General features: G+C 71.5%; 25 protein-coding genes. 11 read left to right on the plus strand and 14 right to left on the minus strand.

Annotated elements, in window-relative coordinates; genetic code table 11:
- Nucleotides 1–75: 75 nt before the first annotated feature.
- Entirely contained in the window at nucleotides 76–414 is a 339-nt protein-coding gene (locus MTF69_RS31175) for a GYD domain-containing protein (RefSeq protein WP_243339562.1), read from the plus strand.
- Nucleotides 415–433: 19 nt separating this feature from the next.
- On the opposite strand, the gene MTF69_RS31180 is transcribed toward MTF69_RS31175, so the two are convergent.
- The 3 genes from MTF69_RS31180 to MTF69_RS31190 form a co-directional block, all read right to left on the minus strand.
- Complete coding sequence (locus tag MTF69_RS31180; protein WP_243339563.1) at nucleotides 434–847, minus strand: PIN domain-containing protein; 414 nt, start codon at nucleotides 845–847, stop codon at nucleotides 434–436.
- On the minus strand, nucleotides 844–1116 hold the full coding sequence (locus tag MTF69_RS31185; protein WP_243339564.1) for a CopG family transcriptional regulator: 273 nt from the start codon (nucleotides 1114–1116) through the stop codon (nucleotides 844–846). The genes MTF69_RS31180 and MTF69_RS31185 overlap by 4 nt, the downstream gene beginning before the upstream one ends.
- A gap of 137 nt (nucleotides 1117–1253) precedes the next feature.
- Nucleotides 1254–1862: a GNAT family N-acetyltransferase gene (locus MTF69_RS31190; protein ID WP_243339565.1), complete on the minus strand. Its 609-nt coding sequence runs from the start codon at nucleotides 1860–1862 to the stop codon at nucleotides 1254–1256.
- Between the two features lie 56 nt (nucleotides 1863–1918).
- Between MTF69_RS31190 and MTF69_RS31195 the strand changes: the two genes are divergently transcribed.
- The gene (locus MTF69_RS31195; RefSeq protein WP_243339566.1) at nucleotides 1919–2044 is read left to right on the plus strand and encodes an alpha/beta hydrolase; all 126 of its coding nucleotides are present in this window, start codon (nucleotides 1919–1921) and stop codon (nucleotides 2042–2044) included.
- A gap of 99 nt (nucleotides 2045–2143) precedes the next feature.
- On the opposite strand, the gene MTF69_RS43095 is transcribed toward MTF69_RS31195, so the two are convergent.
- Nucleotides 2144–2278, minus strand: coding sequence for a hypothetical protein (locus tag MTF69_RS43095; protein WP_279346481.1), 135 nt, complete (start codon nucleotides 2276–2278; stop codon nucleotides 2144–2146).
- 52 nt (nucleotides 2279–2330) lie between these two features.
- Here MTF69_RS43095 and MTF69_RS31200 point away from each other — a divergent pair, with 52 nt between their 5' ends.
- The 3 genes from MTF69_RS31200 to MTF69_RS31210 all read left to right on the plus strand — a co-directional run bounded on the left by MTF69_RS31200 (nucleotide 2331) and on the right by MTF69_RS31210 (nucleotide 6817).
- Nucleotides 2331–3533 carry a site-specific integrase gene (locus MTF69_RS31200; RefSeq protein ID WP_243339567.1) on the plus strand — a complete coding sequence of 401 codons (1203 nt, stop codon included), beginning with the start codon at nucleotides 2331–2333 and terminating at the stop codon, nucleotides 3531–3533.
- 253 nt (nucleotides 3534–3786) lie between these two features.
- Nucleotides 3787–6015: a site-specific integrase gene (locus MTF69_RS31205; protein WP_243339568.1), complete on the plus strand. Its 2229-nt coding sequence runs from the start codon at nucleotides 3787–3789 to the stop codon at nucleotides 6013–6015.
- 259 nt (nucleotides 6016–6274) lie between these two features.
- Nucleotides 6275–6817 carry a hypothetical protein gene (locus MTF69_RS31210; protein ID WP_243339569.1) on the plus strand — a complete coding sequence of 181 codons (543 nt, stop codon included), beginning with the start codon at nucleotides 6275–6277 and terminating at the stop codon, nucleotides 6815–6817.
- A 46-nt stretch (nucleotides 6818–6863) separates the two neighbouring features.
- Here the strand turns inward: MTF69_RS31210 and MTF69_RS31215 are convergent, their stop codons facing one another.
- The 3 genes from MTF69_RS31215 to MTF69_RS31225 all read right to left on the minus strand — a co-directional run bounded on the left by MTF69_RS31215 (nucleotide 6864) and on the right by MTF69_RS31225 (nucleotide 10398).
- Nucleotides 6864–8387 carry a PTS transporter subunit EIIC gene (locus MTF69_RS31215; RefSeq protein ID WP_243339570.1) on the minus strand — a complete coding sequence of 508 codons (1524 nt, stop codon included), beginning with the start codon at nucleotides 8385–8387 and terminating at the stop codon, nucleotides 6864–6866.
- Between the two features lie 64 nt (nucleotides 8388–8451).
- The gene (murQ, locus tag MTF69_RS31220; protein WP_243339571.1) at nucleotides 8452–9378 is read right to left on the minus strand and encodes an N-acetylmuramic acid 6-phosphate etherase; all 927 of its coding nucleotides are present in this window, start codon (nucleotides 9376–9378) and stop codon (nucleotides 8452–8454) included.
- Between the two features lie 45 nt (nucleotides 9379–9423).
- The gene (locus MTF69_RS31225; RefSeq protein WP_374324444.1) at nucleotides 9424–10398 is read right to left on the minus strand and encodes a MurR/RpiR family transcriptional regulator; all 975 of its coding nucleotides are present in this window, start codon (nucleotides 10396–10398) and stop codon (nucleotides 9424–9426) included.
- 102 nt (nucleotides 10399–10500) lie between these two features.
- On the opposite strand from MTF69_RS31225, the gene MTF69_RS31230 reads away from it, so the two are divergent.
- Nucleotides 10501–10926 carry a hypothetical protein gene (locus tag MTF69_RS31230; RefSeq protein WP_243339572.1) on the plus strand — a complete coding sequence of 142 codons (426 nt, stop codon included), beginning with the start codon at nucleotides 10501–10503 and terminating at the stop codon, nucleotides 10924–10926.
- 7 nt (nucleotides 10927–10933) lie between these two features.
- Nucleotides 10934–11200 carry a DUF4031 domain-containing protein gene (locus MTF69_RS31235; protein ID WP_243339573.1) on the plus strand — a complete coding sequence of 89 codons (267 nt, stop codon included), beginning with the start codon at nucleotides 10934–10936 and terminating at the stop codon, nucleotides 11198–11200.
- A gap of 57 nt (nucleotides 11201–11257) precedes the next feature.
- Here the strand turns inward: MTF69_RS31235 and MTF69_RS31240 are convergent, their stop codons facing one another.
- Together MTF69_RS31240 and MTF69_RS31245 are read right to left on the minus strand one after the other, a co-directional pair.
- On the minus strand, nucleotides 11258–12481 hold the full coding sequence (locus tag MTF69_RS31240; RefSeq protein WP_243339599.1) for a Cmx/CmrA family chloramphenicol efflux MFS transporter: 1224 nt from the start codon (nucleotides 12479–12481) through the stop codon (nucleotides 11258–11260).
- Between the two features lie 56 nt (nucleotides 12482–12537).
- Nucleotides 12538–13248, minus strand: a complete 711-nt coding sequence (locus MTF69_RS31245; protein ID WP_243339574.1) for a hypothetical protein — start codon at nucleotides 13246–13248, stop codon at nucleotides 12538–12540.
- A 110-nt stretch (nucleotides 13249–13358) separates the two neighbouring features.
- Between MTF69_RS31245 and MTF69_RS31250 the strand changes: the two genes are divergently transcribed.
- Nucleotides 13359–14054 (plus strand): copper homeostasis protein CutC, encoded by a 696-nt coding sequence (locus MTF69_RS31250; RefSeq protein ID WP_243339575.1) that lies wholly within the window; start codon nucleotides 13359–13361, stop codon nucleotides 14052–14054.
- A gap of 615 nt (nucleotides 14055–14669) precedes the next feature.
- Here the strand turns inward: MTF69_RS31250 and MTF69_RS31255 are convergent.
- The gene (locus tag MTF69_RS31255; protein ID WP_374324448.1) at nucleotides 14670–16787 is read right to left on the minus strand and encodes an AAA family ATPase; all 2118 of its coding nucleotides are present in this window, start codon (nucleotides 16785–16787) and stop codon (nucleotides 14670–14672) included.
- A 333-nt stretch (nucleotides 16788–17120) separates the two neighbouring features.
- Between MTF69_RS31255 and MTF69_RS31260 the strand changes: the two genes are divergently transcribed.
- Nucleotides 17121–17306, plus strand: a complete 186-nt coding sequence (locus MTF69_RS31260; RefSeq protein WP_243339576.1) for a hypothetical protein — start codon at nucleotides 17121–17123, stop codon at nucleotides 17304–17306.
- Between the two features lie 107 nt (nucleotides 17307–17413).
- Complete coding sequence (locus MTF69_RS31265; protein WP_243339577.1) at nucleotides 17414–18241, plus strand: glycosyltransferase family 87 protein; 828 nt, start codon at nucleotides 17414–17416, stop codon at nucleotides 18239–18241.
- On the opposite strand, the gene MTF69_RS31270 is transcribed toward MTF69_RS31265, so the two are convergent.
- From MTF69_RS31270 to MTF69_RS31285, 4 genes are all read right to left on the minus strand, one after another.
- On the minus strand, nucleotides 18143–18424 hold the full coding sequence (locus MTF69_RS31270) for a hypothetical protein (RefSeq protein WP_243339578.1): 282 nt from the start codon (nucleotides 18422–18424) through the stop codon (nucleotides 18143–18145). The two genes, MTF69_RS31265 and MTF69_RS31270, sit on opposite strands and share 99 nt — an antisense overlap.
- Nucleotides 18425–18470: 46 nt before the next feature.
- Entirely contained in the window at nucleotides 18471–20114 is a 1644-nt protein-coding gene (locus MTF69_RS31275) for a DNA repair helicase XPB (protein ID WP_243339579.1), read from the minus strand.
- 155 nt (nucleotides 20115–20269) lie between these two features.
- Nucleotides 20270–20518, minus strand: a complete 249-nt coding sequence (locus MTF69_RS31280) for a hypothetical protein (protein ID WP_243339580.1) — start codon at nucleotides 20516–20518, stop codon at nucleotides 20270–20272.
- Nucleotides 20519–20525: 7 nt separating this feature from the next.
- The gene (locus MTF69_RS31285; protein WP_279346482.1) at nucleotides 20526–21134 is read right to left on the minus strand and encodes a TetR/AcrR family transcriptional regulator; all 609 of its coding nucleotides are present in this window, start codon (nucleotides 21132–21134) and stop codon (nucleotides 20526–20528) included.
- Between the two features lie 84 nt (nucleotides 21135–21218).
- Between MTF69_RS31285 and MTF69_RS31295 the strand changes: the two genes are divergently transcribed.
- Complete coding sequence (locus MTF69_RS31295; protein WP_243339581.1) at nucleotides 21219–21869, plus strand: peroxiredoxin-like family protein; 651 nt, start codon at nucleotides 21219–21221, stop codon at nucleotides 21867–21869.
- Nucleotides 21870–21874 lie beyond the last annotated feature (5 nt).

Genomic DNA, 21874 nt, shown 5'->3' on the forward strand with positions numbered 1-21874 from the left:
GAACCGCGGGATGCGGTCCGCTCCTTCCGTCGTCCGGCGTGGGCATCGTCGTCGAAACGAAAGAAGGTGGACGCGATGCCGCTCTACTTGTCGAGGTTCAGCTACACGCCGGAGACCTGGGCGAGGCTGACGGCCCACCCCGAGGACCGCGCTCAGGCCGCCCGGTCCTACATCGAGTCCGTCGGCGGCAAGCTGCACGGCTTCTGGTACGCCTTCGGCACGCACGACGGCTACAACCTCTGGGAAGCCCCGGACAACGTGTCCATGGCCGCGGTCGCACTGGCGATCAGCGGTGGCGGCGCGCTCAGCTCGTTCGAGACGACCGTCCTCCTGAGCGTGGACGACACGCTGGACGCCCTGCGCCAGGCCGAGCGGATCCGGTACCGGGCTCCCGGCGCGTCCGGGACGCCGTGAACCCGGCGATCGAAGGTTCCTAGACCTTCACGGCGGCCAGGCGTGTGCCGCAGAGTGCGGTGAGGTCCTCGGGGTCGGAGGTGAGGACGGTGACCGGGCCGGGCGCCGCGAGTGCGGTGGCGGCCAGCATGGCGTCGATGGCGTACTTGTGCCCGTGCAGGCCGGCCTCGCGCAGCAGGGCCGTGGCGGCGTGGGCGATCTCCTCGGTGACGGGCTCGACCACCACCCTGGACAGCGCCCACGTGAGGGCGGGCATGTTGATCTTCGGGTGGACCACCTCGACGAGGGTGGCGGTGCTGGTGATGACCCGCATGTCGTCCGCGAGGGCCAGGGCGAGCCAGCGAGTGATGGTGCGGTCCCGCAGCACGGCCTTTGCGAGCCCCTCGCTGTCGAGCACGAGGGTGCCCCCGGGCTTGGTCGGCTTCGGCGTCATGCGACGTCCTTCTGCTCGGCGTGGCTGTCGGACTGCCCTCCGTGGGCCCGGCGGAATTCCTCCCGGGTCGCGTCGATCTCCTCCGCGGTGATCGGCCCGTGCTCCGCCTCCGCCACGGCGACGAGCTCCGCCAGGTTGTCCCGTTCGATCTGGCGGGCCACGGCGGCGGTGACGTAGGCGGAGAGGCCGGAGGGGCCGCTGCGGGCGCGAGCGGCCTCGGCGATGTCGCGGGGCATCGAGATGGAGTACTTCTGGGTGGCATCGCTCATGCCACCCATGCTACTTCCGATGCTACCGCCGCGTTCGGCGTGTGGGGCGTAGAGGTACATGCGCATAGGCTCTCGGCATATGCGGACCCCTGGGCGCCCTTTCGTGCCGGTTCGCTCGATGGGGTGGCGGCCCGCCCTCAGTCCGTGCGCAGGCGGGCGTGGAGGTGTTCGTCGTGCCAGCCGTCCGCGTGGAGGAGGGCGCCGCGCATGGTGCCCTCCAGCGGGTAGCCGGACTTCAGGGCGACGCGGCAGGACGCCGGGTTGGCCACGGAGTGGGTGATGCGCAGGCGGTGCAGGCCGAGGTCCTCGAAGGCCCAGCGGGTCAGGACGGACAGGCCCTCGGCGGTGGCTCCGCTGCCGCGGCCGGCCGGGAGGAGCCAGTACATGAACTCCCCGCTGCCGCCCGGCAGGTCGAGGTCGGCGAGGCCGATCAGGCCGACCGCGGGGCTGCCGTCGCTGCCGTCGCCGTCGTCGACTCCTTCGGCGGGGGCCAGGGCCCAGACCGCCGAGCGTTCCGCGTGCCAGCGTTCGCGCCAGCGGGCGATGCGGGTGACGGCCCGGGCCTCGGTGAGCGGGTCCGGGCGGTTCCAGTGCCGGATGTCCGGGTCGGCGTATGCGGCCACGAGCGCGGGGGCGTCGTAAGGCTCCCAGGGGCGCAGGCGCATCCCGCAGGGGAGGTCGTACGAAGGCTGGGTGAGGGCGGCCATCCGGCCCGGCGGGACGACGGCCGGTATCGAGTCGGTCATCGGATCATCATGGACCGTCGGGGCGCGCGTGCCGGCACTGGTGCCGCCGTCGGGGGGTGGCCGACCCGCCGGTGCTGGTGATGCAGGGGACGGCCGACACGGTCATCAACCCGAACTCCACCGACGCGTACGTGAAGCGGGCCTGCCGGTTCGGCGAGCCGGCTCCGTCCAACTGCCCGTGACGGACGGCAGTTTCGCGCAGTGAATGAAGGCTCCCGGCCGGTGGACCACACCGGCCGGGAGCCTTCGTACGTGGGGGCCCGGTGTCAGTGGCCCCGCCGTCAGCGGCCCGCGGGGACCGGCGCGGAGTCCGGGGTGCCGGCGGGCTCGGCCACGGGCGCCGCCGCGGTCTCCGGGGCCGTTTCCGCGTCCGGTGCGGTGTTGAACTCGGCCAGCATCTGGTGTGTTAACTGCACCTTCTCTGGCTCGTTGGGCAGGGCGATGTTTCCCCGCTCAAGGAGAGCCCGCATGAAACCCAACCTGCACCACGACTTGATCGAAGGCCGCGCCGGTGTGCCTCGCCTCGGGTCGGTGGCCAAACTGGAGACCCAGCACCCTCCGTACGCGGTCCTCACCGTGTCCGGTGAGGTGGTCGAGCCCGCCCTCTCGTACCTCCGGGACCTGGCGCTCAGCGACAACAGCCCGCTGACCGGCCGCAGCTACGCGCACGACCTTCTGCGCTGGTTCCGGCTGCTGTGGTTCCTCGATCTGCCGTGGGACAAGGCGTCCGAGGCGGAGGCCGCCGCCCTCGTGGGGTGGCTCCGTACGGCACCCAACCCGCAGCGCCGCCGCAGCAGTCTTGACTCGCCACGGCCAGGGTCGGTGAACCCCCGCACCGGTAAGCGGTACCTCCAGGCCGGCTATGCACCGAGCACGATCAACCACGCATTGACCGTGGTCAGCAGCTTCTACGCCTTCCACCGTCACTACGGACGTGGCCCGCTGACCAACCCCGTCCCGGAGTCGCTCGCACAACGAAGGGCGCTGGCACACCGAAACTCCACCGAGCCGGCGCAGCCATTCCGGCGGGCCCGGCTACGGCAGCGAGTGTCGAAGGGCGACCCAAGGGCGATTCCCGACGTTCTGTGGGACGAGTTCTTCGAAGCGATGACGCATGACCGGGACAGGGCCGCTGTCCTGCTCTACGTCTCCAGCGGTGCCCGAGCCGAAGAGCTTCTGGGGGTCACCCCGGCCGATATCGACTGGTCACGGCAGGTCTTCCACGTGATCTCCAAAGGGACCAAGGAACGGGACCCCGTACCGGCCAGCCCGCAGGCCCTCATCGTGCTCGCGGCCTACCTCGACTCCATCGGCTTGCCCGCGGCCCACGAGCCCGTGCTGCGGACGCGGCGCGGCCCCGACAAGCCGCTGAGCTACTGGGCGATGCGCCGGGTCATCCAGCGGGCCAACGCGAAGCTCGGTACGAACTGGACGCTGCACGATCTTCGCCACACGGCAGCCAGTCGTATGGCGAACGACCCGAACCTGACCCTGACCGAGGTCCGGGCGATCCTCCGGCATGCGGACCTGGCGACCACGGGCCGCTACCTCAACGCCCGCGTCGAGGACCTCTTCGATGCCCTGCAGGAGCACTACAACCGGCCCAAGGTCGTGCGCAGTATTGCGCCTGGCTACGACGAGGACGACTTCAAGGCGGTGTTCGGTGCCTAACCGTCACACTCCCGACACCTACACCGCGCGAAACCGCCGCGTCGCCTCCTACCGAGAGGGTGCACGGCTAGAGGCGCCGAGGAGCCGGTTCTCCACTGCATCTGTGAAGGCCGCACCGGCACCGCGGCCAGAGGTCCCGCCGGCGCCGTTCGGGGATCTCTCCCGGGCGACGTTGGAAGAGGTCCGGGAGATCGCCACAGGAGCACTCAAGGGGCGTTCAGACCGTTCCCACGCGAACAAGCGGCGCCGTGGGATGAACATGCTGCTCGCCCACTTGGAGACACTGCCAGGGGAGACCTGGCAGCAACGGTGGGAGGCGAGCGGCTTCGACGGCGAGAACGCGCCCTCGGTCAACATCCTCGCGCGTGAGGGGTTCCAATACGACGGCTTCGACCTGATCACGGCCGCCAAGATGGCCTTCTGCCTTCGGGTGGTCCAGCCGTCGGTGTCAGGCTTCCGCGCCAACAAGTTCACGCGGTACGCCGAGCCCTTTCGGGAGATCCAGAACGACCCACTCCTGGACCGGTTCTTCGAGGCCGTTGACGGACACCCCACGATGGGACACGTCCACAAGGCACGCGCGAAGTTCGATCTCACCTGCGCGCTGACCACTCAGGGCATCGCACTCGAAGATCTGACGCCTGCGGCTCTGCTGCACTACTCGCTGGAGTCGAAGCGTCTCGGGCTGACCCACGGGGCCAACAAGAACCACAATCGCTTCGCTGCGCTCGGTGCCTGGCAGTTGCTCCACGCCATGGGGCACTTTCCGGCTGAGACGCCACCGACGCTCAGGACGTTCGTGTACACCGGTCAGCGGACGATCGAGGAACTGGTGGACCGCTACGCGATCAAGAGCCTCTCAGTCCGACAGCTGTTGATCGACTACCTGACCCGCAGGCGGGCGGAGACTGACTACGTCACCGTCACCGGCCTTGCCCGGAACCTGGCCAAGCACTTCTGGGCCAAAATCGAGGAGCTCAGCCCAGGACACCCTGACCTGGTCCTCGGCCAAGACCTCTACGACCAATGGCGAGCCGAGCTCCAGACGTGCACCACTGGTGGCGGCCGGGAGCTGAGGAAGCGCCTGGACCCGGAATCCATCCTCCTTGCCGTTCGCGGCCTCTACGTCGACCTCCACAGCTGGGCTGTCGAAGAGCCGGAGCGGTGGGCGCAGTGGGTCGTTCCGTGCCCCATCCGTCCGCAGGATCTGAAGGGGTTCGGGAAGCGCAGGCGGGAGATCAATCGGCGAATGGCGGACCGGGTCCGCGTCCGGCAGCCGCTCCTGCCCGCGCTGGTGGCCCACGTAGAAGCACGCCACGAGTTCTACGCCGGTCTGCTGGATGCCGCTCGCCCGATCGCGCTCGGTGAGGAGTTCATCCACCAAGGGCGCCGCTACCGGCGCCGGAACTCCGACTATGACCGGCGCATGGCCGCGGCGGAGGCAGAGCCGGCGGTGAGGATCACGGAAGAGGAATCGGGTGAGCGGATCAACGTGACCGTTGTCGAGGACTCCGCCTTCTGGGAGTGGGCGGCAGTCGAGGTGCTGCGGCACAGCGGAATCCGGGTGGAGGAACTCTGCGAGCTCACGCACCTGAGCATCCGCCAGTACCAACGGCCTAACGGCGAGGTCATCGCCCTGTTGGTGGTCGCGCCGTCGAAGAGCGAGCGCGAGCGAGTGATTCCGATGTCGGCTGAGTTGTTTCACGCCGTCGCGCAAATCCTTCGCCGCCAAACGCGCAATGGCAGGACCGTCCCCCTGGTGACCCGGTACGACCCGCACGAGCGGACGTGGTCGGAGCGGCTGCCTTTCCTCATGCAGCGACATATCGGGACCGCGATCGGCGTCATGTCTGGCGCAACGGTCCTGAGCATGCTTGACCGCAGCTGCAAAGAGCTGGCCGAGATCAACTCCGCCTTTGAGGGCCTGAAGTTCACCCCGCATGACTTCCGTCGGCTGTTTGCCACCGAGGTTGTCAACGGGGGCCTACCGATCCACATCGGCGCCGCCCTGCTCGGACACCTCAATCTGCAGACGACTCAGGGTTACGTTGCGGTGTTCGCAGAGGATGTCGTCGGCCACTACCAGGCCTTCCTAAACCACCGGCGAACGCTGAGGCCAGAGGTGGAATACGGCGAGGTCACACCACAGGAATGGGACGAGTTCGAGGAGCACTTCGACAAGCGCAAGGTCGAGCTGGGCAACTGCGCGCGTCCCTACGGGACGCCCTGCCAGCACGAGCACGCCTGCATCCGCTGCCCCATGCTCCAGATCAATCCCAAGATGCTGCCGCGACTCGTGGAGCTGGAGAAGGACCTCCTTCTACGCCGTAAGAAGGCGGAAGAGGAGCAGTGGCTCGGCGAGATCGACGGAATCGACATGACGCTGACGTTCCTGCGGACCAAGCAGGCCGAGGCGGCTCGGACTGCTCAGCGGACCGTGGTGGATCTCGGCTTGCCGCGCCCCCGCTCTGTGGGCCGGTGAAGGAGAGGACCTTAATCAGCCGACACGCCTCTGGGGGTGGGGCCGAGAGCTGGGGAGGCGATCGAGCGTGGCCTTGTTTAGCCGACGCAAGAGCACTGGACCGGACTGGATCACGGATCTGCCGGGCAGGAGCAGGACAACCAGGCGGTTCTATCAGGCGTTGGTAGGTCGTCACCTGGACGTCTTGCGTACTACGCAAATCGCCCCTGCGGCGACGTGGGAGCAGGTGGCTTACGTAGCGATTGTCCACAACAACTCTGTGCGGATTGCTGATCGCAACGCTGGCGGGGTTGACCTGCTTGATGCCGAGATCCAGGAGGCGATCCGCACGGCACTCGATCAGTTCGCGGCCCACCATGGTGTTCGAGGCAGCCTGGTCCGGGCGTGGGGGACCGCGAAACTGTTCAACGAGCGCTTCGCTTCAGGCTGGGAGCGATCCAGCACTGTCATCGGTTGGTGGCAGGAGCGGCCCATCGCCTTCGCCTGCATCATGCACCCGGTCAAGGAGGGTGAACCTCTGATCGACGGACTGCTGATCTTTGATCACGCTGTCTACGAGTTCACGCCCGACGCTGAGAGGCTGCCACAGGTTCACTGGAGCCGGATGCAAGTACGGGAGGCGGAAGAGCCGGTACGGGGAGCAACGACTCTGCACCTGGACGCCGCTACGGGCTATGCGCGTGCCGACATCGCCAGCGATGCAGTGATCATTCTGCAGACCATGCAAGGGCCTCTCTTCACGGACCCTGACATGCCTGTGCCGAAGGTCAAGAAGCGGCGCAATTGGGGATCTACTGGCTGAGGCCGCCGGAGCACCGATGCTCCGGCGGCCTTCGGCCACTACTCGCTCAGCGAGTCAGAACTGCTTCCTCTTCCGGTGCTGTACTCGTTACCGGTTCCTCAGAAGTGGACTGCTCCTCTTCACTAGGCTCATTGAGTGAAGTGCAGAGAAGCTGGGTGAAGCCGAAGAAGTAGGTGGCTGCGAAGCCCACGAGGTAGCCGACGGCCAGGCCGCCCGCGTAGATCGCGATGGTGAGGCCCATGCCCGACTTGCCGTCCAGCAGCGGGAACAGCGCCCAGCCCGAGGGGCCGATGGCGGTGGAGCCGAAGGCGGTGCCCAGCTGGTTGAAGAGGCCTACGAAGGCTCCGCCCGCGGCGCCGCCGATGCAGGCGGTGATGAAGGGGCGGCCCAGGGGCAGGGAGACACCGTAGATGAGGGGTTCGCCCACGCCCAGGAAGCCGGCCGGGAGGGCGGACTTGATGGTGGCGCGGATCGAGCGGTTGTGCGGGAGCTTGTAGTAGACGGCGATGGCCGCGCCGACCTGGCCCGCGCCCGCCATGGCGAGGATGGGGAGCAGTACGGTGAAGCCGGTCTGCTCGATCAGGGTGGTGTGGATGGGGATCAGGGCCTGGTGCAGGCCCAGCATGACCAGCGGGAGGAAGAGCCCGCCGAGGACCAGGCCCGCGAAGGCCCCGCCGGTGGCGAGCAGCCAGGTGGCGAAGGTGCCGATGGCGCTGGAGACCTCACCCGCGACGAACATCAGGCCGAAGATGGTGACCAGGCCGGAGATGAGGACGGTGAGGGTGGGGGTGACCAGGACGTCCAGGGCCTCCGGGACCCACTTGCGGCACCACTTCTCCACCTGGACGGCGAGCAGCGCGGCCGCCAGTGCGCCGAGTACGCCGCCCTGGCCGGGGGAGAGCTGCTGGCCGAAGGCGTCGATCTTCGCGACGCCCGGGAAGACGATGATCGCGGCGACCGCGCCGCCGAGGATGGCGGTGCCGCCGAACTCCTTGGCCGTGTTGTAGCCGACGAAGACCGCGATCAGGGACATGAATCCGGAGGCCATCGCGGCGAGCGCCGGGACGACGGCGGGCACCCAGCCCATGTTGGTGAGGAAGCCGTTGAGGCCGGCGATGATGCCGCAGCCGATCAGGGCGGGGATCAGCGGGACGAAGATGTTCGCGATGCGGCGCAGGAACAGCTTGAAGGGGGTGGAGTTCTTCGCCTTCTGGGCGTTCTTGATGGCCGCGCCCTGGGCGGCGAGTTCATCGGCGGTCACGGTGTGGGGGGTCCCGGTGCCGGGGGCGGCGGGCGCCGGGGCGGCCGCGCGGGCTTCCGCGACCAGGGCCTCGAACTCGGGCGTGACGCGGGCGACGGTGCCCGGTCCCAGCACGATCTGGTAGGTGTCGTCCTCGACGACGCCCATCACGGCGGGGAGGGCCTTGAGGGCCTCGTCCTGGACCAGGGAGCGGTCGCGCAGGGTGATGCGCAGCCGCGTCATGCAGTGCGCGATGGAGAGGATGTTGTCCGGACCGCCGACCAGGGGAAGGATCGCGGCGGCTGTGGCGCGGTTCTTGTCAGTGGACATCGTGGTGTTCGCCTTGCTGCTGGGGGTCAGCGGGGGTGGGCAGGGTGGCCAGGGGCGGGGTGGGTCAGCGCGGGGGCTGGGTGAGGGCGGCCCGGAGGTGGCCCCGTGAGGCGGTGAGCAGTTCGGCGGCCGTGGGGCCGTCGACTCCGCCGAGGATGACGAGGATGGCCTGCTTGACCTCGCCGTCGGCGGCGGTGAGCGCGGCCTCGATCTCGGCGTCGGGGGCGCCGGTGGCCAGCGAGACGATGCGGCGGGCGCGGGCGCGCAGCTTCTCGTTGGAGGAGCGCATGTCGACCATCAGGTTTCCGTACGTCTTGCCGAGCCGGATCATCGTGAGGGTCGAGATGAGGTTGAGGACGAGCTTCTGCGCGGTGCCGGCCTTCAACCGGGTGGACCCGGTGAGGAGTTCGGGGCCGACGACCACCTCGATGCCGTGGTCGGCGGCGGCGGCGAGCGCGGAGCCGGCGTTGCAGGACAGGCCGACGGTGAGCGCCCCGCGGTCGCGGGCGAACTCGACGGCGCCGATCGCGTACGGGGTGCGGCCGGAGGCGGAGATCCCGATGACGGTGTCGTCGGCGGTCAGGGCCAGCGCGGTCAGGTCCTCGGCGGCCAGTTCCCTGGAGTCCTCGGCGCCTTCGACGGCCTTGACCATGGCGGAGGGGCCGCCCGCGATCAGGCCGACGACCTCGGAGGGGTCGGTGTTGAAGGTGGGCGGGCACTCGCTGGCGTCCAGTACGCCCATCCGGCCGGCGGTGCCGGCGCCCGCGTAGATCAGGCGGCCGCCGCGGGCCATCCGCTCGGCGATCCCGTCGATGGCGGCGGCGATCGTCTCCAGCTCGCCGGCGACGGCGGCCGGGACGGTGGCGTCCTCGGCGTTCATCAGGCGGGCGATCTCCAGGGTGGACAGCCGGTCGATCTCGGCCAGTTCGGGGCGGAAGGCCTCGGTGGTCAAGGTGGCGAGCTGGGCGCGGAGTTCGGCGTACGCGGTCATGGGCTTCGGCTCCTGAGGTCCTGGCTGGTGCTGGTGCTGTTGCCGCTAGCGGGTGGTGGTGCTCCGCTTGGCGGTGGGTACGGGGGTGTGGTGGCGGGGCGCGAGCGCCTCGTACGAGGCTGCGAGCGCGGGCGCCGCGGTCTCGTAGGTCTGCTGGGCGACGCCCACGAACAGGCAGTCCACGACGAGGAGCTGGCTGGTCCGGCTCGACATGGCCGCCGGGCGCAGCTGGGTCTCGCGGGCGGCGGAGGTGGCCAGTACGAGGTCGGCGTAGTGGACGACGGGGGAGCCCGCGCGGGCCGTGAGCGCGAGGGTGGTGGCGCCGTGCTCGAAGGCGGTGCGCAGGGGCTCGATGACGTCGCCGGTGCCGCCCGAGTGGGTGATGGCGACGGCCACGTCGCCGGGGCGCAGCAGCACGGCGGTGGTGACGGCCAGGTGCGGATCGTTGTGGGCGTGGGCGATCAGGCCGATGCGCGACAGCTTCTGCGCGAGGTCCTGGGCGACGAGGCCGGAGGCGCCGACGCCGTAGATCTCGATGCGGCGGGCGCCCGCGAGGGCGGCGACGGCCGAGCCGAGGGCGGTGACGTCGAGTCCGGCGGCGGTGTCGGCGAGGGTCTGCGCCTCCTCCTGGGCCAGCTTGGCGACCACGTCGGCGAGGGAGTCGTCGACGGCTATGTCCACGGTGACGGCGGGGGCCGCGCCGGACTCCTGCTGGGCGGCGAGCGCGGCGAGCGCGAGGCGCAGGTCGCGGTAGCCGGGGTAGCCGAGGAGGCGGGCGGTGCGGACGACGGTGGCCTCGCTGGTGCCGGTGCGGGCGGCGAGGTCGCTGACGGTGAGCGCGGCGCATCCGGCGGGGTCCTCGGCGACGGCCTCGGCGACGGCCTGCATGGAGCGGGTCATCGAGGGGCCGAGGCTGCGGACGCGGGCCCGCAGGGCGGCGGGGACGGGGACGGGGACGGAGACAGGGGCGACGGGCGCGTCCACCGTGCCGCTGAAGGTTTCTTTCACGTTCTTGCTCACCCTTGAAACTTATTTTCAGTGGGGTGGGAACGTCAATACGCCATAAGTCACCGGTGGAAGAGGACCTTCGCCACATGGCCCGTCCGGGTCCACAATGACTCCATGGACCACGCGACCCCCCTTGAACGGGCGCTGCACGCCGCACGCGCCCTGGTACTCGCCGATCTCGTCGCGGGCGAGGTCGCCGAGGCCGATGTCGTCTCCCTCGTCGAGGACGCGGTCACGCACCGCCGGTGGTGGGTGGAACAGTGGCCGGAGGGCGTCGACTACCTCGCCGGACTCGTCGCCCAGGACGTGAAGGACGCGCTGCTGGAGAAGTACGGGCGCTGGCCGCTGTGCCCGGTCTGCAACCACGGCGAGCCGCACGCGCTGGACGTGGAGCCCGAGCTCGGACCGGACCCGATGTGGGTGTGCTCGGAGGCCGGCGTGCGGGTGGCGCCGGTGGGCGGCCTCGGACCGGTCCTCGGCGGCGGCCTCGGTTCCGGGTCCGGCTCTGGGAACGGCTCCGCCTTCGGGTACGGCGAATGAGCCGCCGGTGACGGTGTACATCGACCCGCCCGACTGGCCGGGTCACGGCCGCATGTGGTCGCACCTGGTCAGCGACGCCTCGTTCGAGGAACTGCACGCCTTCGCGGCATCGATCGGCTGCCCGCCGAAGGCCTTCGAACGCGACCACTACGACGTCCCGGAGCATCGCTACGCGGACGCGGTGGGCGCGGGCGCGGTGGAGATCGGCAGCAAGGAGCTGGTCCGGAGGATCACGGCGGCCGGCCTGCGGCGGCCCAAGGGGCGGCCGGCGTAGGCGCGGTCCGCTGCCGCTGCGGGGCGGCCCCCGGGCCCGTCGGGCCCGTCGGACTCCTCAGACCTTCTCGGTCGCGCCCGACCGGGACGGGGCCGAGGTGGCCACCACGAGGGTCGGGCGGGCCGCGCCGGACCCCGTACGGCGGTCCAGGCGGAGGGCTGCGAGGCCCAGGGCGATGGCGGTGACGGTCATCGCGCCGCCGGCCCAGGCGGTGGCGGAGTAGCCGTACCCGGCGTCGATGACGGTGCCGCCGAGCCAGGGGCCGCCGGTGTTGCCGAGGTTGAAGGCGGCCGTGGTGGTCGCGCCGGCCAGCGTCGGGGCGGCGCCCGCGACGTTGAACATGCGGGCGTTGAGCGCCGGGGCGGTGAAGAACGCCGAGAAGCCGAGCAGGAACGACAGGGCGATCGCGGCCGCCGCCGTGGAGGCCAGCAGGGCCAGCGCCGCGAGGAAGACGGTGGAGGCGGTGATGCCCCACAGCATCACCCCGAACAGGTGCGCGTCGGCGATCCGCCCGCCCACCGTGGTGCCCACCAGCGCGCCGATCCCGAAGAGGCCGAGGATCCAGGGGACCCACTGCGAATCGAGCCCGGCCACGTCCGTGAGCAGCGGGGACAGGTAGCTGAAGGCGCAGAAGACACCGCCCGCGGCGAGCGCCGTGACGCCGATCGACAGCCACACCTGGCGGTCGCGGTAGATGCGCAGCTCGCGCGCGAGCGTCGGCTTCTCGGCGGGCAGCGGGATCTTGGGGATCAGCGCGAGGATGCCGACGAGCGCGACGGCGGAGGCCGCGCCGACCGCCCAGAACGCGGAGCGCCAGCCCAGGTGCTCACCGAGGAACGCACCGGCCGGGACGCCCAAGACGTTGGCGATGGAGAGCCCGCCGATCATGACGGCCATGGCCCGGGCCCGCTGGTGCTGCTCGACCATGGCGATGGCCACGGCGGCGCCGACCGCCCAGAAGCCGGCGCAGGCGAGCGCGGAGACGATGCGGGAGGCGAAGAGCAGCCCGTACGAGGGGGCCAGCGCGCCCGCGACCTGGCCGAGGCCGAAGAGGGTGATCAGCGAGAGCAGGGTGGTGCGCCGGGGCAGCCGCAGCGTGGCCACCGCGAGCAGGGGCGCTCCGACGACCATGCCGATCGCGAAGGCGGATATGAGCAGGCCCGCCTGGGGGATGGTGACGCCCATGTCCTCGGCGATGGGTGGCAGCAGCCCGGAGAGCATGAACTCGCTGGTACCGAGTGCGAAGACGGAGAGGCCGAGGATGTAGACGGCGACGGGCATGCGGGTGCGTTCGGCTGCGGCGGGCATGAACTACCTCAACTGTGGCGAACGGGATCTCATTCCCGGGGCTGGGCGGTGGGCTCGGTGAGGTCCGCGAGCTCGGCGGCCAGGTTCGCGCGGGCCGGGGCCTCCCAGTGCGCAGCCCCGTAGGCGGTGCGGAAGAGGCGGGGCAGGGCGAGGAGCTGCCGCAGCACGGCGGCCCGGCCCGCGCGGAAGGCCTCGTCGGGGACGAAGCCGTACTCGGCGCGCACGGCTGCCGCGTAGGCGGCGTACTCCTGCGCCGTGCCCGCCAGGACGCCCAGGTCGGCGTCGCAGAGCAGCTCGCCGTTGGTGTCGCCGGGTGCGGGGTCGTGGGTGATCGTGAGCCGGACGAGACGGGCCACCTCGGCGGTGCGGGCGCCGTCGATGCCGAGCTCGGGCAGGGCGCGCTCGGCGAGGGCGGCGCTGCGCTCCTCGTTCTCGGAGCGGTCGGGCCGGTAGACGGCGTCGTGGAACCAGGCGGCGAGCTCTACGGAGGTGCGGTCCGATTCGTCTTCAGCTGCCTCGCCCTGTGCCTCGCCTGCGAGTACGTCGATGCGTGCGAGTACGTCGGCCAGGTGCGCGGTGGTGTGGTACCTGCGCTGGGGCTCCGCCCACGCGGTGAGGAGGCGGTCGGCGTAGGGGGCGGGGTCGAGGCCGGGGGCGGCTCCGGCGGCGGCGGTGGTGGCGTGCCAGCGGGCGCGGAGGTTCTGCTCGCGGTGCGTGTCGGAAGTCGTGGCGGATGTCATGCGCACATTGTGGTGGTGGCGTGATTGTGCTGGTGAAGGGCGGGCGAAGGCCCGTACCCTGGATATTGGACTAGACCTATTTTCCAATGCGGGACGAAGGATGGGATTACATGAGCAACCGTGCGCTCCTGGAGGTGATCGCCCTCGACGTGGAGGACGCGGTCGCGGCCCAGGCCGGTGGGGCGGACCGACTCGAACTGGTCGCCGACATGGCCGCCGACGGGCTCACCCCGCCGCGCGAGACCTTCGCGGCGATCCGGGCGGCGGTCGACATCCGGCTGCGCGTGATGCTCCGGCAGGCGGACGGCTTCTCGGCGGGCTCCGCGCAGGACGTGGAACGCCTGGTCGAGGAGGCGCGAGCGCTGCGCGCCGAGGGCGCGGAGGAGTTCGTCCTGGGCTTCCTGAACCCCGACGGCAGCCCCGACCTCACCGCCGTCGAGGCGGTCGTGGGGGAGCTCGGCGGGTGCGGGTGGACGTTCCACCGCGCGATCGACCGGGCGGCGGACCGTGACCAGCTCCGCAAGGCGGTCGCGGACCTGCCGGGGCTGGACACCTACCTGACCGCGGGCGCGGCGGGCGGGGTCGACGAGGGCCTGCCGGTGCTGTTGGCGGAGGCCGCGAAGGCGGGGACCCCCGGCTACGGGCCGCGCATCCTGGTGGGCGGCGGCCTGGCCCTCTCCCACCTCCCGGTGCTCCGCGAAGCGGGCATCGACGCCTTCCACATCGGCGGCGCGGCCCGTCCCGACGGCTGGGGCCGGCCGGTGTCTGCGATGGCGGTCGAAGCCTGGCGCACGTCCCTGAGCTGACCCGGCGGCGCCGTTGCCGGGGACCAGTCCCCGGACCCCTGCGCCTCAAACGCCGGCGGGGCTGGGGTGTGCTCGGTGGGGGTGTGGCTGCGGGTGGGGCCGGTGCCGGGGTCGGGGTGGGGTGTCGGCCTGGACTGCATGATTTAGGCGCCCTCTCCCTACTCCGACAGGGCGCGGGGTGTGCCGGCGCCACAAATCACGCTTTACGTCCAGGCCAACACCCCACCCCGCCCCCGTCCCCGTCCCGGGCCCCTCCCGGTCCCGCCGACGGGAGGGTTACCAGCCCGCCCGCGCCAATCCCGCCGACCACGGCAATCCAGCCGCCCGCGCCAATCCCGCCGACCCCGCCGACCCCGCCAATTCCGCCGCCTGCGCCAATCCCGCCGGCCACGCCAATTCCGCCGCCCGCGCCAATTCAGCCGTCCGGCGTTTGAGGACCGGGGTCTGGGGCGGAGCCCCAGGGGGTTCGGGCGCAGCCCGGTACCCCCTTCCAGCCCGTCCGGCGTTTGAGGACCGGGGTCCGGGCAGAGCCCGGGGAACGGTGGAAGGGTGGGTCGGGGACTTCGCCCCGCAGGGCCGACCCGCCCACGGCGGCAGAACACGATGGACCGTCGGTCAGGGGCCGGTCGGGGCCAAGGTCTGCGGGAGGGGGGCCGCGTGGAGGAGGGTGAGGCCCGAGACGGCTCGGGTGAGGCAGACGTAGAGGCGGCGCAGGCCGGTCCGTTCGTCGGGCTCGCCCGCCACCACGTCCGCCGGCTCGTGCAGCACGACGTAGTCGTACTCCAGCCCCTTGGCCAGGGACGCCGGCACCAGCGTCAGGCGCGACTGCGCCGTCGTCTCCTCGCCGGGCGAGAGGTAGGGCAGGCCGGCCGCCAGCAACGCCTCCCCGAGCTCCGCGATCCGCGCGTCCGCCGCGATCAGCCCGATCGACCCCTCGTGCACGAGCGAGGCCCGGCAGGCCGCGATCACCGCGGCTGGGAGGGCGGAGGGGGAGTCGATGGGGGAGACGATCAGCGAGCCCGGGGTCTCGCGGACCGAGGAGACCGGCGACAGGCCCGGCGAGATCGCCGGCAGCAGCCGCGAGGCGTAGGCGATCACCTCGCGCGGCACGCGGAAGCCCGCGGTCAGTTCCTCCAGCACCGCGCCCGGCTTGCCCAGGTGCCCCAGCGCCTCGTCCCAGCTGCGCGTCGCCCAGGGGGTCGTGCCCTGCGCGAGGTCTCCGAGGACCGTCGCGGAGCCGGTCGTGCAGCGCCGGCCGACCGCCCGGTACTGCATCGGGGACAGGTCCTGCGCCTCGTCGATGACGACGTGGCCGAGCGAGTGCGTGCGCTCCACCAGGTCCGTCGCCTCGTCGATGAGGACCAGGTCCGCCGCCGACCACTTCACCGACTTCACGCTGCGCGCCGGCTTCGCCCACAGGAGAAGTTCCTGCTCGGGCGCCGACAGGATCCCGTCCGCGTGCTCCGCGAGGAACCCCGGGTCGGAGAGGAGGCGCAGTACCAGCTTGGCCGGTTCCACCAGTGGCCACACCGCCTTGACCACGGCCTTCACGGCGGGATTGCGCGCCACCGCGTCCTGGACCCGGTCGTCGGGCGCCTCGCCCGCCTGTTCCATGCGTACGAGGACCGCGTGCGCGATCCGCTGCGGGAGGGCGTCGCGGGCGGCCCCGTAGCGGATGTCGCGGTTCTGGAGCTCGGCGACGATCTCGGCGATCTCGTACGCGGGGACCCGCCAGCGGCGCGATCCGCGGACCACCATCAGCGGTTCGACGGGCTCCTTCACGTGCGAGTGGACCGCGCGGCGCAGGACCTCCGCCATCCGGGCGTCGCCCTTGACCACGGCGGTTGCGGCGGCGTCCGCGCCGCGTACCTCCAGGTCCGCGCGGGCGACCAGATCGTCGACCGTGGCCTGCTTCACCTCCAGCTCGCCGAGGGCGGGCAGGACCTGCTCGATGTAGTGCAGGAAGGAACGGTTCGGCCCGATGACCAGGGTGCCGGTACGGGCGAGGCGGTCGCGGTGCGCGTAGAGGAGGTACGCGACACGGTGCAGGCCGACGGCCGTCTTGCCGGTGCCGGGACCTCCCTGCACGCAGACGGAGCCCGACAGGCCGGAACGGACGATCTCGTCCTGCTCCGGCTGGATCGTCGCCACGATGTCGCGCATCGGGCCGACGCGCGGGCGCTCGATCTCCTGCTGGAGCAGTTTGCTGACGGCCGCTGTCTCGGTCGGGTCGCAGAGGTGCTCGTCCTCGTACGCGGTCAGCTCGCCGCCCGTGTAACCGAAGCGGCGGCGCAGCCCGATGTCCTGCGGGTCGTTCTTCGAGGCCCGGTAGAAGGGCTGGGAGACGGGCGCGCGCCAGTCGATCACCATGGGGTCGCCGCCGGCGTCGTGGACGTGGCGGCGGCCGATGTAGAACTGCTCGCCCTCCGCGCCCTCGGCGAGCTCCGCGCCGGGCGCGTGCAGGTAGTTGAGGCGGCCGAAGAAGAGGGGGGTGTGGGCGAGGTCGGCGAGGGCCTTGATCCGGTCGTCGATCTGGGCTTGCAGGACGATCGCGTTGACCCAGTTCGCGGTGACGTCGCGGATGTCGAGGTTCTCGACGTCCTCGCGCATCGCGCGGAGCGCGGACCGGGAGGCGGCCAGGTGGGCCCGCTCGCGACCCAGGGGGTCGGTGGCGGCCGCGTCGGCCGTTGCTGATGCGGCGTCGGGGTCTGTGACGTGGGCGTGCGCGGGCACGGAACTGCCTCCATCTGCTGAGGACCTGCGTGATGCGGGCGGACGGGCCCGCCGGTTTCCGAGCGGCGGGCGGCGCTCCCGGTGACGCGGCGGGAGGCGGCAAGAGCGGAGATTCTAGCCATCGCGGAGGCGCTGCGCGAATGGATAAAGCGAAGGGAACGGGGGGCCGAAAGTCCTTCGGGGCGGTGACCCCGTACGGGGGGTGTTCGGTCCGTGTCCTCCTTCGGACAGAGCCCGTAGGGGGAGGCATGGGCCGAGAGGAGGAGGCCGGAGACCTGGAGGTTCAGTCCTCAGGGCGATGTGACAACCCGGTCGAAAACCGACCATGGATACATGAGCACCGCAACCTACACCCCGGTCCAGGGTCGCCGCCCTCGCGGCGCCACCGCCACTTCCGACTCCCGCCCCCGCCACAGCGTCGGCAGCGTCCTGCGCGCGGCCAAGGTCTTCGCGGCGACCGCCGTGAGCGTGGTCGTCCTCGGTGAATACTCCGAGGACGCGGGCGTCATACGCCACTGAGGCTCGGCGCCGCAGGCTCTGCGCCGGCGCCCGTGCGCTGCCGTCCTCGCGCGTCGGCCGGAGGGCTCCGCTCGGGTCCCGGGGCGTTGATCCACTAGGGTCGCGCCGTGAACCGGAGTTCCGAGCCCAGCCGCCCTGCGTCGCCGCGCGCCGGAGTGCTGCTCGCGGGCCTGCTGCTCGTGCTCGGCGTGCTCTGCGTCGCCCTGCGCATCCCGGTGGCCGATGCCCTCGCCCCCGGCCTCTCCGCCGCCGAGTGGAGTCCGCCCGCCGCGTATCCGCCCTTCGCGGCCATCCTCTTCGCCCCGGCCGCCTGGCTGCCGACCGGCGTACTGAAGGCCGTCCTGGTGGGGGGCAGTGCGGGCCTGTTCGCCCTGCTGATCCTGCTGTCGTGCCGGCTGGTGGGACTGCGGGCCCGGCCGGGCGCCGTGCTGGCCGCCACCGTCGCCGGGCTGTGGCTGGAGCCGCTGTTCCAGACCCCGCTGTCCGGCCAGATCGCCCTGGCCCTGGCCTGCCCCGTCCTGTGGGACCTGCACCGGCCGCGCGGCGCGCTCGGCAAGGGCTTCGCGCTGGGCACGGCAGCCGGGATCACCCTGACCCCGGCGCTGCTGATCCCGTACCTCCTGCTGACCGGCCAGGTCAGGGCGGGGCTGACCGCACTCGGCGCCTTCGCCGGAAGCGGCCTGCTCGGGCTGCTGGTCCTCCCGGGCGCCTCCGCCGAGTTCTGGTCCCGGCATCCGCCCGCGGGCGGCCGTTCGCTCCTGCTGGACTGGCCCCACCTGTGGGTCTGGTCCGTCCCCCTGCTCACGGCCCTGCTCGCCGCCGCCCTGCGCCGCCGGTCACCCTTCGGGCAGCAGGATGTCCGCGTCGTCGAAGACCCGCAGCACTACGAGCAGCAGCCGCCCGCGCGACACCATGTACTCGGCCACGATCTGTGAGGTGAGCCGGATCTCGCGGTCCTGCTCGCCCGCTCCTATCGGCCGGGACAGCTCCGTGTACGGATCGCGGGCCAGGATTTCGAGGGCCTTTTCGAAGGAGGCGCGGCGCACGGGTTCCAGCCGGTCCCGGTCGCGGCCCGCCGACTCCGTGAAGAGGACCTCGTAGATCTCCTGGTGCGTCATACGACCAGCGTAGGGCCCGGCCGCCCCGTCCGTCAGTCCCCGTCCGTCAGTCCCCGGCCAGCAGCTCGTCGGCGTCCATGATCCGGTAGGCGTAGCCCTGTTCGGCCAGGAAGCGCTGGCGGTGCGCGGCGAAGTCCTGGTCGATGGTGTCGCGCGCGACGACCGAGTAGAAGCGCGCCTCGTGGCCGTCCGCCTTCGGGCGCAGGACGCGGCCCAGGCGCTGGGCCTCCTCCTGGCGGGAGCCGAAGGTGCCGGACACCTGGATGGCGACCGTGGCCTCGGGCAGGTCGATGGAGAAGTTCGCGACCTTCGAGACGACCAGCACGCTGATCTCGCCCTCGCGGAAGGCGTTGAAGAGCTTCTCGCGCTGCGCGTTGGAGGTCTCGCCCTTGATGACGGGCGCGTCGAGGTGCTCGCCGAGCTCGTCGAGCTGGTCGATGTACTGCCCGATGACGAGCGTCTGCTCGCCCGCGTGCTTGGCGACCAGTGCCTCGGTGACCTTCCGCTTGGTGGCGGTGGTCGCGCAGAAGCGGTACTTCTCCTCCGTCTCGGCGGTCGCGTAGGCGAGGCGCTCCGACTCGGTCAGGTTGACCCGGACCTCGACGCAGTCGGCCGGCGCGATGTAGCCCTGCGCCTCGATCTCCTTCCACGGGGCGTCGAACCGCTTGGGCCCGATGAGGGAGAAGACGTCGGACTCGCGGCCGTCCTCGCGGACCAGGGTCGCCGTCAGGCCGAGGCGCCGGCGCGCCTGGAGGTCGGCAGTGAACTTGAAGACCGGCGCCGGCAGCAGGTGCACCTCGTCGTAGAGGATCAGGCCCCAGTCCCGGGAGTCGAAGAGCTCCAGGTGCGGGTAGACGCCCTTCCGCTTCGTCGTCAGGACCTGGTACGTGGCGATCGTGACCGGCCGGATCTCCTTGCGCGTGCCGGAGTACTCGCCGATCTCCTCCTCCGTCAGCGAGGTCCGCTTGATCAGCTCGTGCTTCCACTGGCGGGCGGAGACGGTGTTCGTGACCAGGATCAGCGTGGTCGCCTTGGCCTTCGCCATCGCACCGGCGCCGACCAGCGTCTTGCCGGCGCCGCAGGGCAGCACGACCACGCCGGAGCCGCCGTGCCAGAAGCCCTCGACGGCCTGCTGCTGGTAGGGGCGCAGCGCCCAGCCGGTCTCGTCCAGTTCGATCGGGTGCGCCTCGCCGTCCACGTACCCGGCGAGGTCCTCGGCGGGCCAGCCCAGCTTGAGCAGGGTCTGCTTGATCTGCCCGCGCTCGGAGGGGTGCACGGCCACGGTGTCGGCATCGAGGCGCGCGCCGACCAGCGGGGCGATCCGCTTCGACCGCAGGATCTCCTCCAGCACCGGCCGGTCGGTGCTGGTCAGGACCAGCCCGTGGACGGGGTGCTTGGAGAGGGTGAGCCGCCCGTACCGGGCCATGGTCTCGGCGACGTCGACGAGCAGCGCGTGCGGGACGGGGTAGCGGGAGAACTCCACGAGCGCGTCCACGACCTGCTCGGCGTCGTGCCCGGCGGCCCGCGCGTTCCACAGCCCCAGCGGCGTGATCCGGTACGTGTGGATGTGCTCGGGAGCACGCTCCAGCTCGGCGAAGGGCGCGATGGCGCGCCGCGCGGCCGCGGAGAGCTCGTGGTCGATCTCGAGGAGGAGCGTTTTGTCGCTCTGGACGATGAGGGGCCCGTTCACGCGTGTCCCTTTCCTGCGGGGGAGGCCCGCCCGGACGCGGGCGGCCAAACCTCCAGTCTGCCGTATCGCTCCGCGGGCTGGGCGCTTCTGAGCTGTACGGAGCCCCGTCGGTCGGTGCGGCGCCGTTGCCGGGGCTCCGCCCCGGACCCCGCGCCTCACACGCCGGCGGGGCTGAATGTGCCGGAGCACGGGGTCAGGCTCCGCCGGTGGTGAAGGCGAGGATGGCGGGGGCGGCCTCGCGGAGCGTCGGGAAGTGGCGGTGGGCGCCCGGGCAGGGCGGACAGCAGCTCGGCCGCGCCGTCGTGCGGAGTAGGTGTGCGGAGTAGGTGTGCGACGGCGTCGACGAGGGTGCCGTCGAAGCCGAACAGGCCGTACCGCGCGGGAGCGGCGGCTGCGGTGGTCACCGGCGGATCATGACAGGCCGCGCAGGAGCAGCTTCAGGCCGCCCTCGAACTCCCGGTCCGGGGTGACCGAGCGGGCGTCGCGGGCGGTGGCCGTCATGTACGGGAACTCCTGCGGGGGGAGACCGGCGATGGCGGCGGTTCCGGGTCCGGCCAGCGGCCCGAGGTGTTCCAGCTGCGTGGCGCCGATCACGTACGCGATGAGGGCACGCAGCGCGAGCACCCGCTCCTCGGCCTCGATGCCGGCCTCGGTGAGGACTCCGAGCACCGTTTCCGACCAGCGCAGCCCGCCGGCCGAACGGTGGCGGTGCGTCAGGGAGAGCGGGAGCGCGGCCGGGTGGGCGCCCATGGTGTCGCGCAGGCGGCGGGCCAGGACGGTGATCCGGCCCTGCCAGGGGCCCGGGGGCGGCGGGGTGGTGTCGACGCCGCTGAGGACGAGTTCGACGACGAGTGCTTCGAGTTCCTCGCGGCCCGGGACGTAGCGGTACAGGGCCATGGGGCTGATGCCGAGCTCGGTGGCGACGGCGCGCATGGAGAGGCCGGGGAGCCCGTCGCGGTCGATGACGGCGAGGGCGGCGGCGGCCAGTTGGTCCGGGGTGTGCGAGCGGGGGCGCGGCATGACGGTTGACAGCGTACGGCATACGCCTACGCTGGAGAGGTAGGCGTACGGCATACGCCTACGCCTGTCGAGGGAGGGTTTCCCATGCTCGAACCCGGTTCCGTGGTACCCGTACGCCTGCTCACGTCCGTCACTCCTGTCACCCCCGTCGCGCCGGTCGCGCCGGTCGCGTCCATCACGTCCGCAGGGGCCGTCGAAGGAGAGGCCGTCTCCGTGCCCGACCCGGAGCGGCTCGTCCATCTGCAGTTCCGGCGCTTCGCCGGCTGCCCCGTCTGCCACCTCCACCTGCGGTCCGTCGTCCGGCGGCACGCGGAGATCGAGGCCGCCGGGATCCGCGAGGTCGTGCTCTTCCACTCCTCCGCGGAGGAACTGCGCCCGCATGTCGCCGACTTCCCCTTCGACGTGATCGCCGATCCGCGGCAGCGGCTGTACCGGGAGTTCGGAGTCGAGTCCTCCCCGCGCTCCCTGCTGGACCCGCGTGCCTGGGGGCCGGTGCTGTGGGGGATCGGGCGGTCGGCCGCCGAGGTGGCGCGGGGCCGGGAGCGGCTTCCCGCGCGGCGGCAGCCAAACGGGCGGCTCGGGCTGCCCGCGGACCTGCTGATCGCGCCGGACGGGAGGGTGCTGGCCGCCAAGTACGGGGAGCACGTGTACGACCAGTGGTCCGTCGACGAACTTCTCCGACTGGCGGATCCGGCGGCCGAATATCCCGTGGGCGCCGGGGGAGCACCTGCGTAGGGTCG

Origin of the sequence: Streptomyces sp. AP-93 (assembly GCF_022808175.1) — a bacterium.
In the GTDB taxonomy this organism is placed as follows: Bacteria; Actinomycetota; Actinomycetes; order Streptomycetales; family Streptomycetaceae; genus Streptomyces.

What these genes read in the sequence shown, in the direction of transcription:
- MTF69_RS31175 (WP_243339562.1), top strand. Translation starts at nt 76, where the DNA reads ATGCCGCTCTACTTGTCGAGGTTCAGCTACACGCCGGAGACCTGGGCG.
- MTF69_RS31180 (WP_243339563.1), bottom strand. Translation starts at nt 847, where the DNA reads ATGACGCCGAAGCCGACCAAGCCCGGGGGCACCCTCGTGCTCGACAGC.
- MTF69_RS31185 (WP_243339564.1), bottom strand. Translation starts at nt 1,116, where the DNA reads ATGAGCGATGCCACCCAGAAGTACTCCATCTCGATGCCCCGCGACATC.
- MTF69_RS31190 (WP_243339565.1), bottom strand. Translation starts at nt 1,862, where the DNA reads ATGACCGACTCGATACCGGCCGTCGTCCCGCCGGGCCGGATGGCCGCC.
- MTF69_RS31200 (WP_243339567.1), top strand. Translation starts at nt 2,331, where the DNA reads ATGAAACCCAACCTGCACCACGACTTGATCGAAGGCCGCGCCGGTGTG.
- MTF69_RS31205 (WP_243339568.1), top strand. Translation starts at nt 3,787, where the DNA reads ATGAACATGCTGCTCGCCCACTTGGAGACACTGCCAGGGGAGACCTGG.
- MTF69_RS31215 (WP_243339570.1), bottom strand. Translation starts at nt 8,387, where the DNA reads ATGTCCACTGACAAGAACCGCGCCACAGCCGCCGCGATCCTTCCCCTG.
- murQ (WP_243339571.1), bottom strand. Translation starts at nt 9,378, where the DNA reads ATGACCGCGTACGCCGAACTCCGCGCCCAGCTCGCCACCTTGACCACC.
- MTF69_RS31230 (WP_243339572.1), top strand. Translation starts at nt 10,501, where the DNA reads ATGGACCACGCGACCCCCCTTGAACGGGCGCTGCACGCCGCACGCGCC.
- MTF69_RS31240 (WP_243339599.1), bottom strand. Translation starts at nt 12,481, where the DNA reads ATGCCCGTCGCCGTCTACATCCTCGGCCTCTCCGTCTTCGCACTCGGT.
- MTF69_RS31245 (WP_243339574.1), bottom strand. Translation starts at nt 13,248, where the DNA reads ATGACATCCGCCACGACTTCCGACACGCACCGCGAGCAGAACCTCCGC.
- MTF69_RS31250 (WP_243339575.1), top strand. Translation starts at nt 13,359, where the DNA reads ATGAGCAACCGTGCGCTCCTGGAGGTGATCGCCCTCGACGTGGAGGAC.
- MTF69_RS31260 (WP_243339576.1), top strand. Translation starts at nt 17,121, where the DNA reads ATGAGCACCGCAACCTACACCCCGGTCCAGGGTCGCCGCCCTCGCGGC.
- MTF69_RS31270 (WP_243339578.1), bottom strand. Translation starts at nt 18,424, where the DNA reads ATGACGCACCAGGAGATCTACGAGGTCCTCTTCACGGAGTCGGCGGGC.
- MTF69_RS31285 (WP_279346482.1), bottom strand. Translation starts at nt 21,134, where the DNA reads ATGCCGCGCCCCCGCTCGCACACCCCGGACCAACTGGCCGCCGCCGCC.
- MTF69_RS31295 (WP_243339581.1), top strand. Translation starts at nt 21,219, where the DNA reads ATGCTCGAACCCGGTTCCGTGGTACCCGTACGCCTGCTCACGTCCGTC.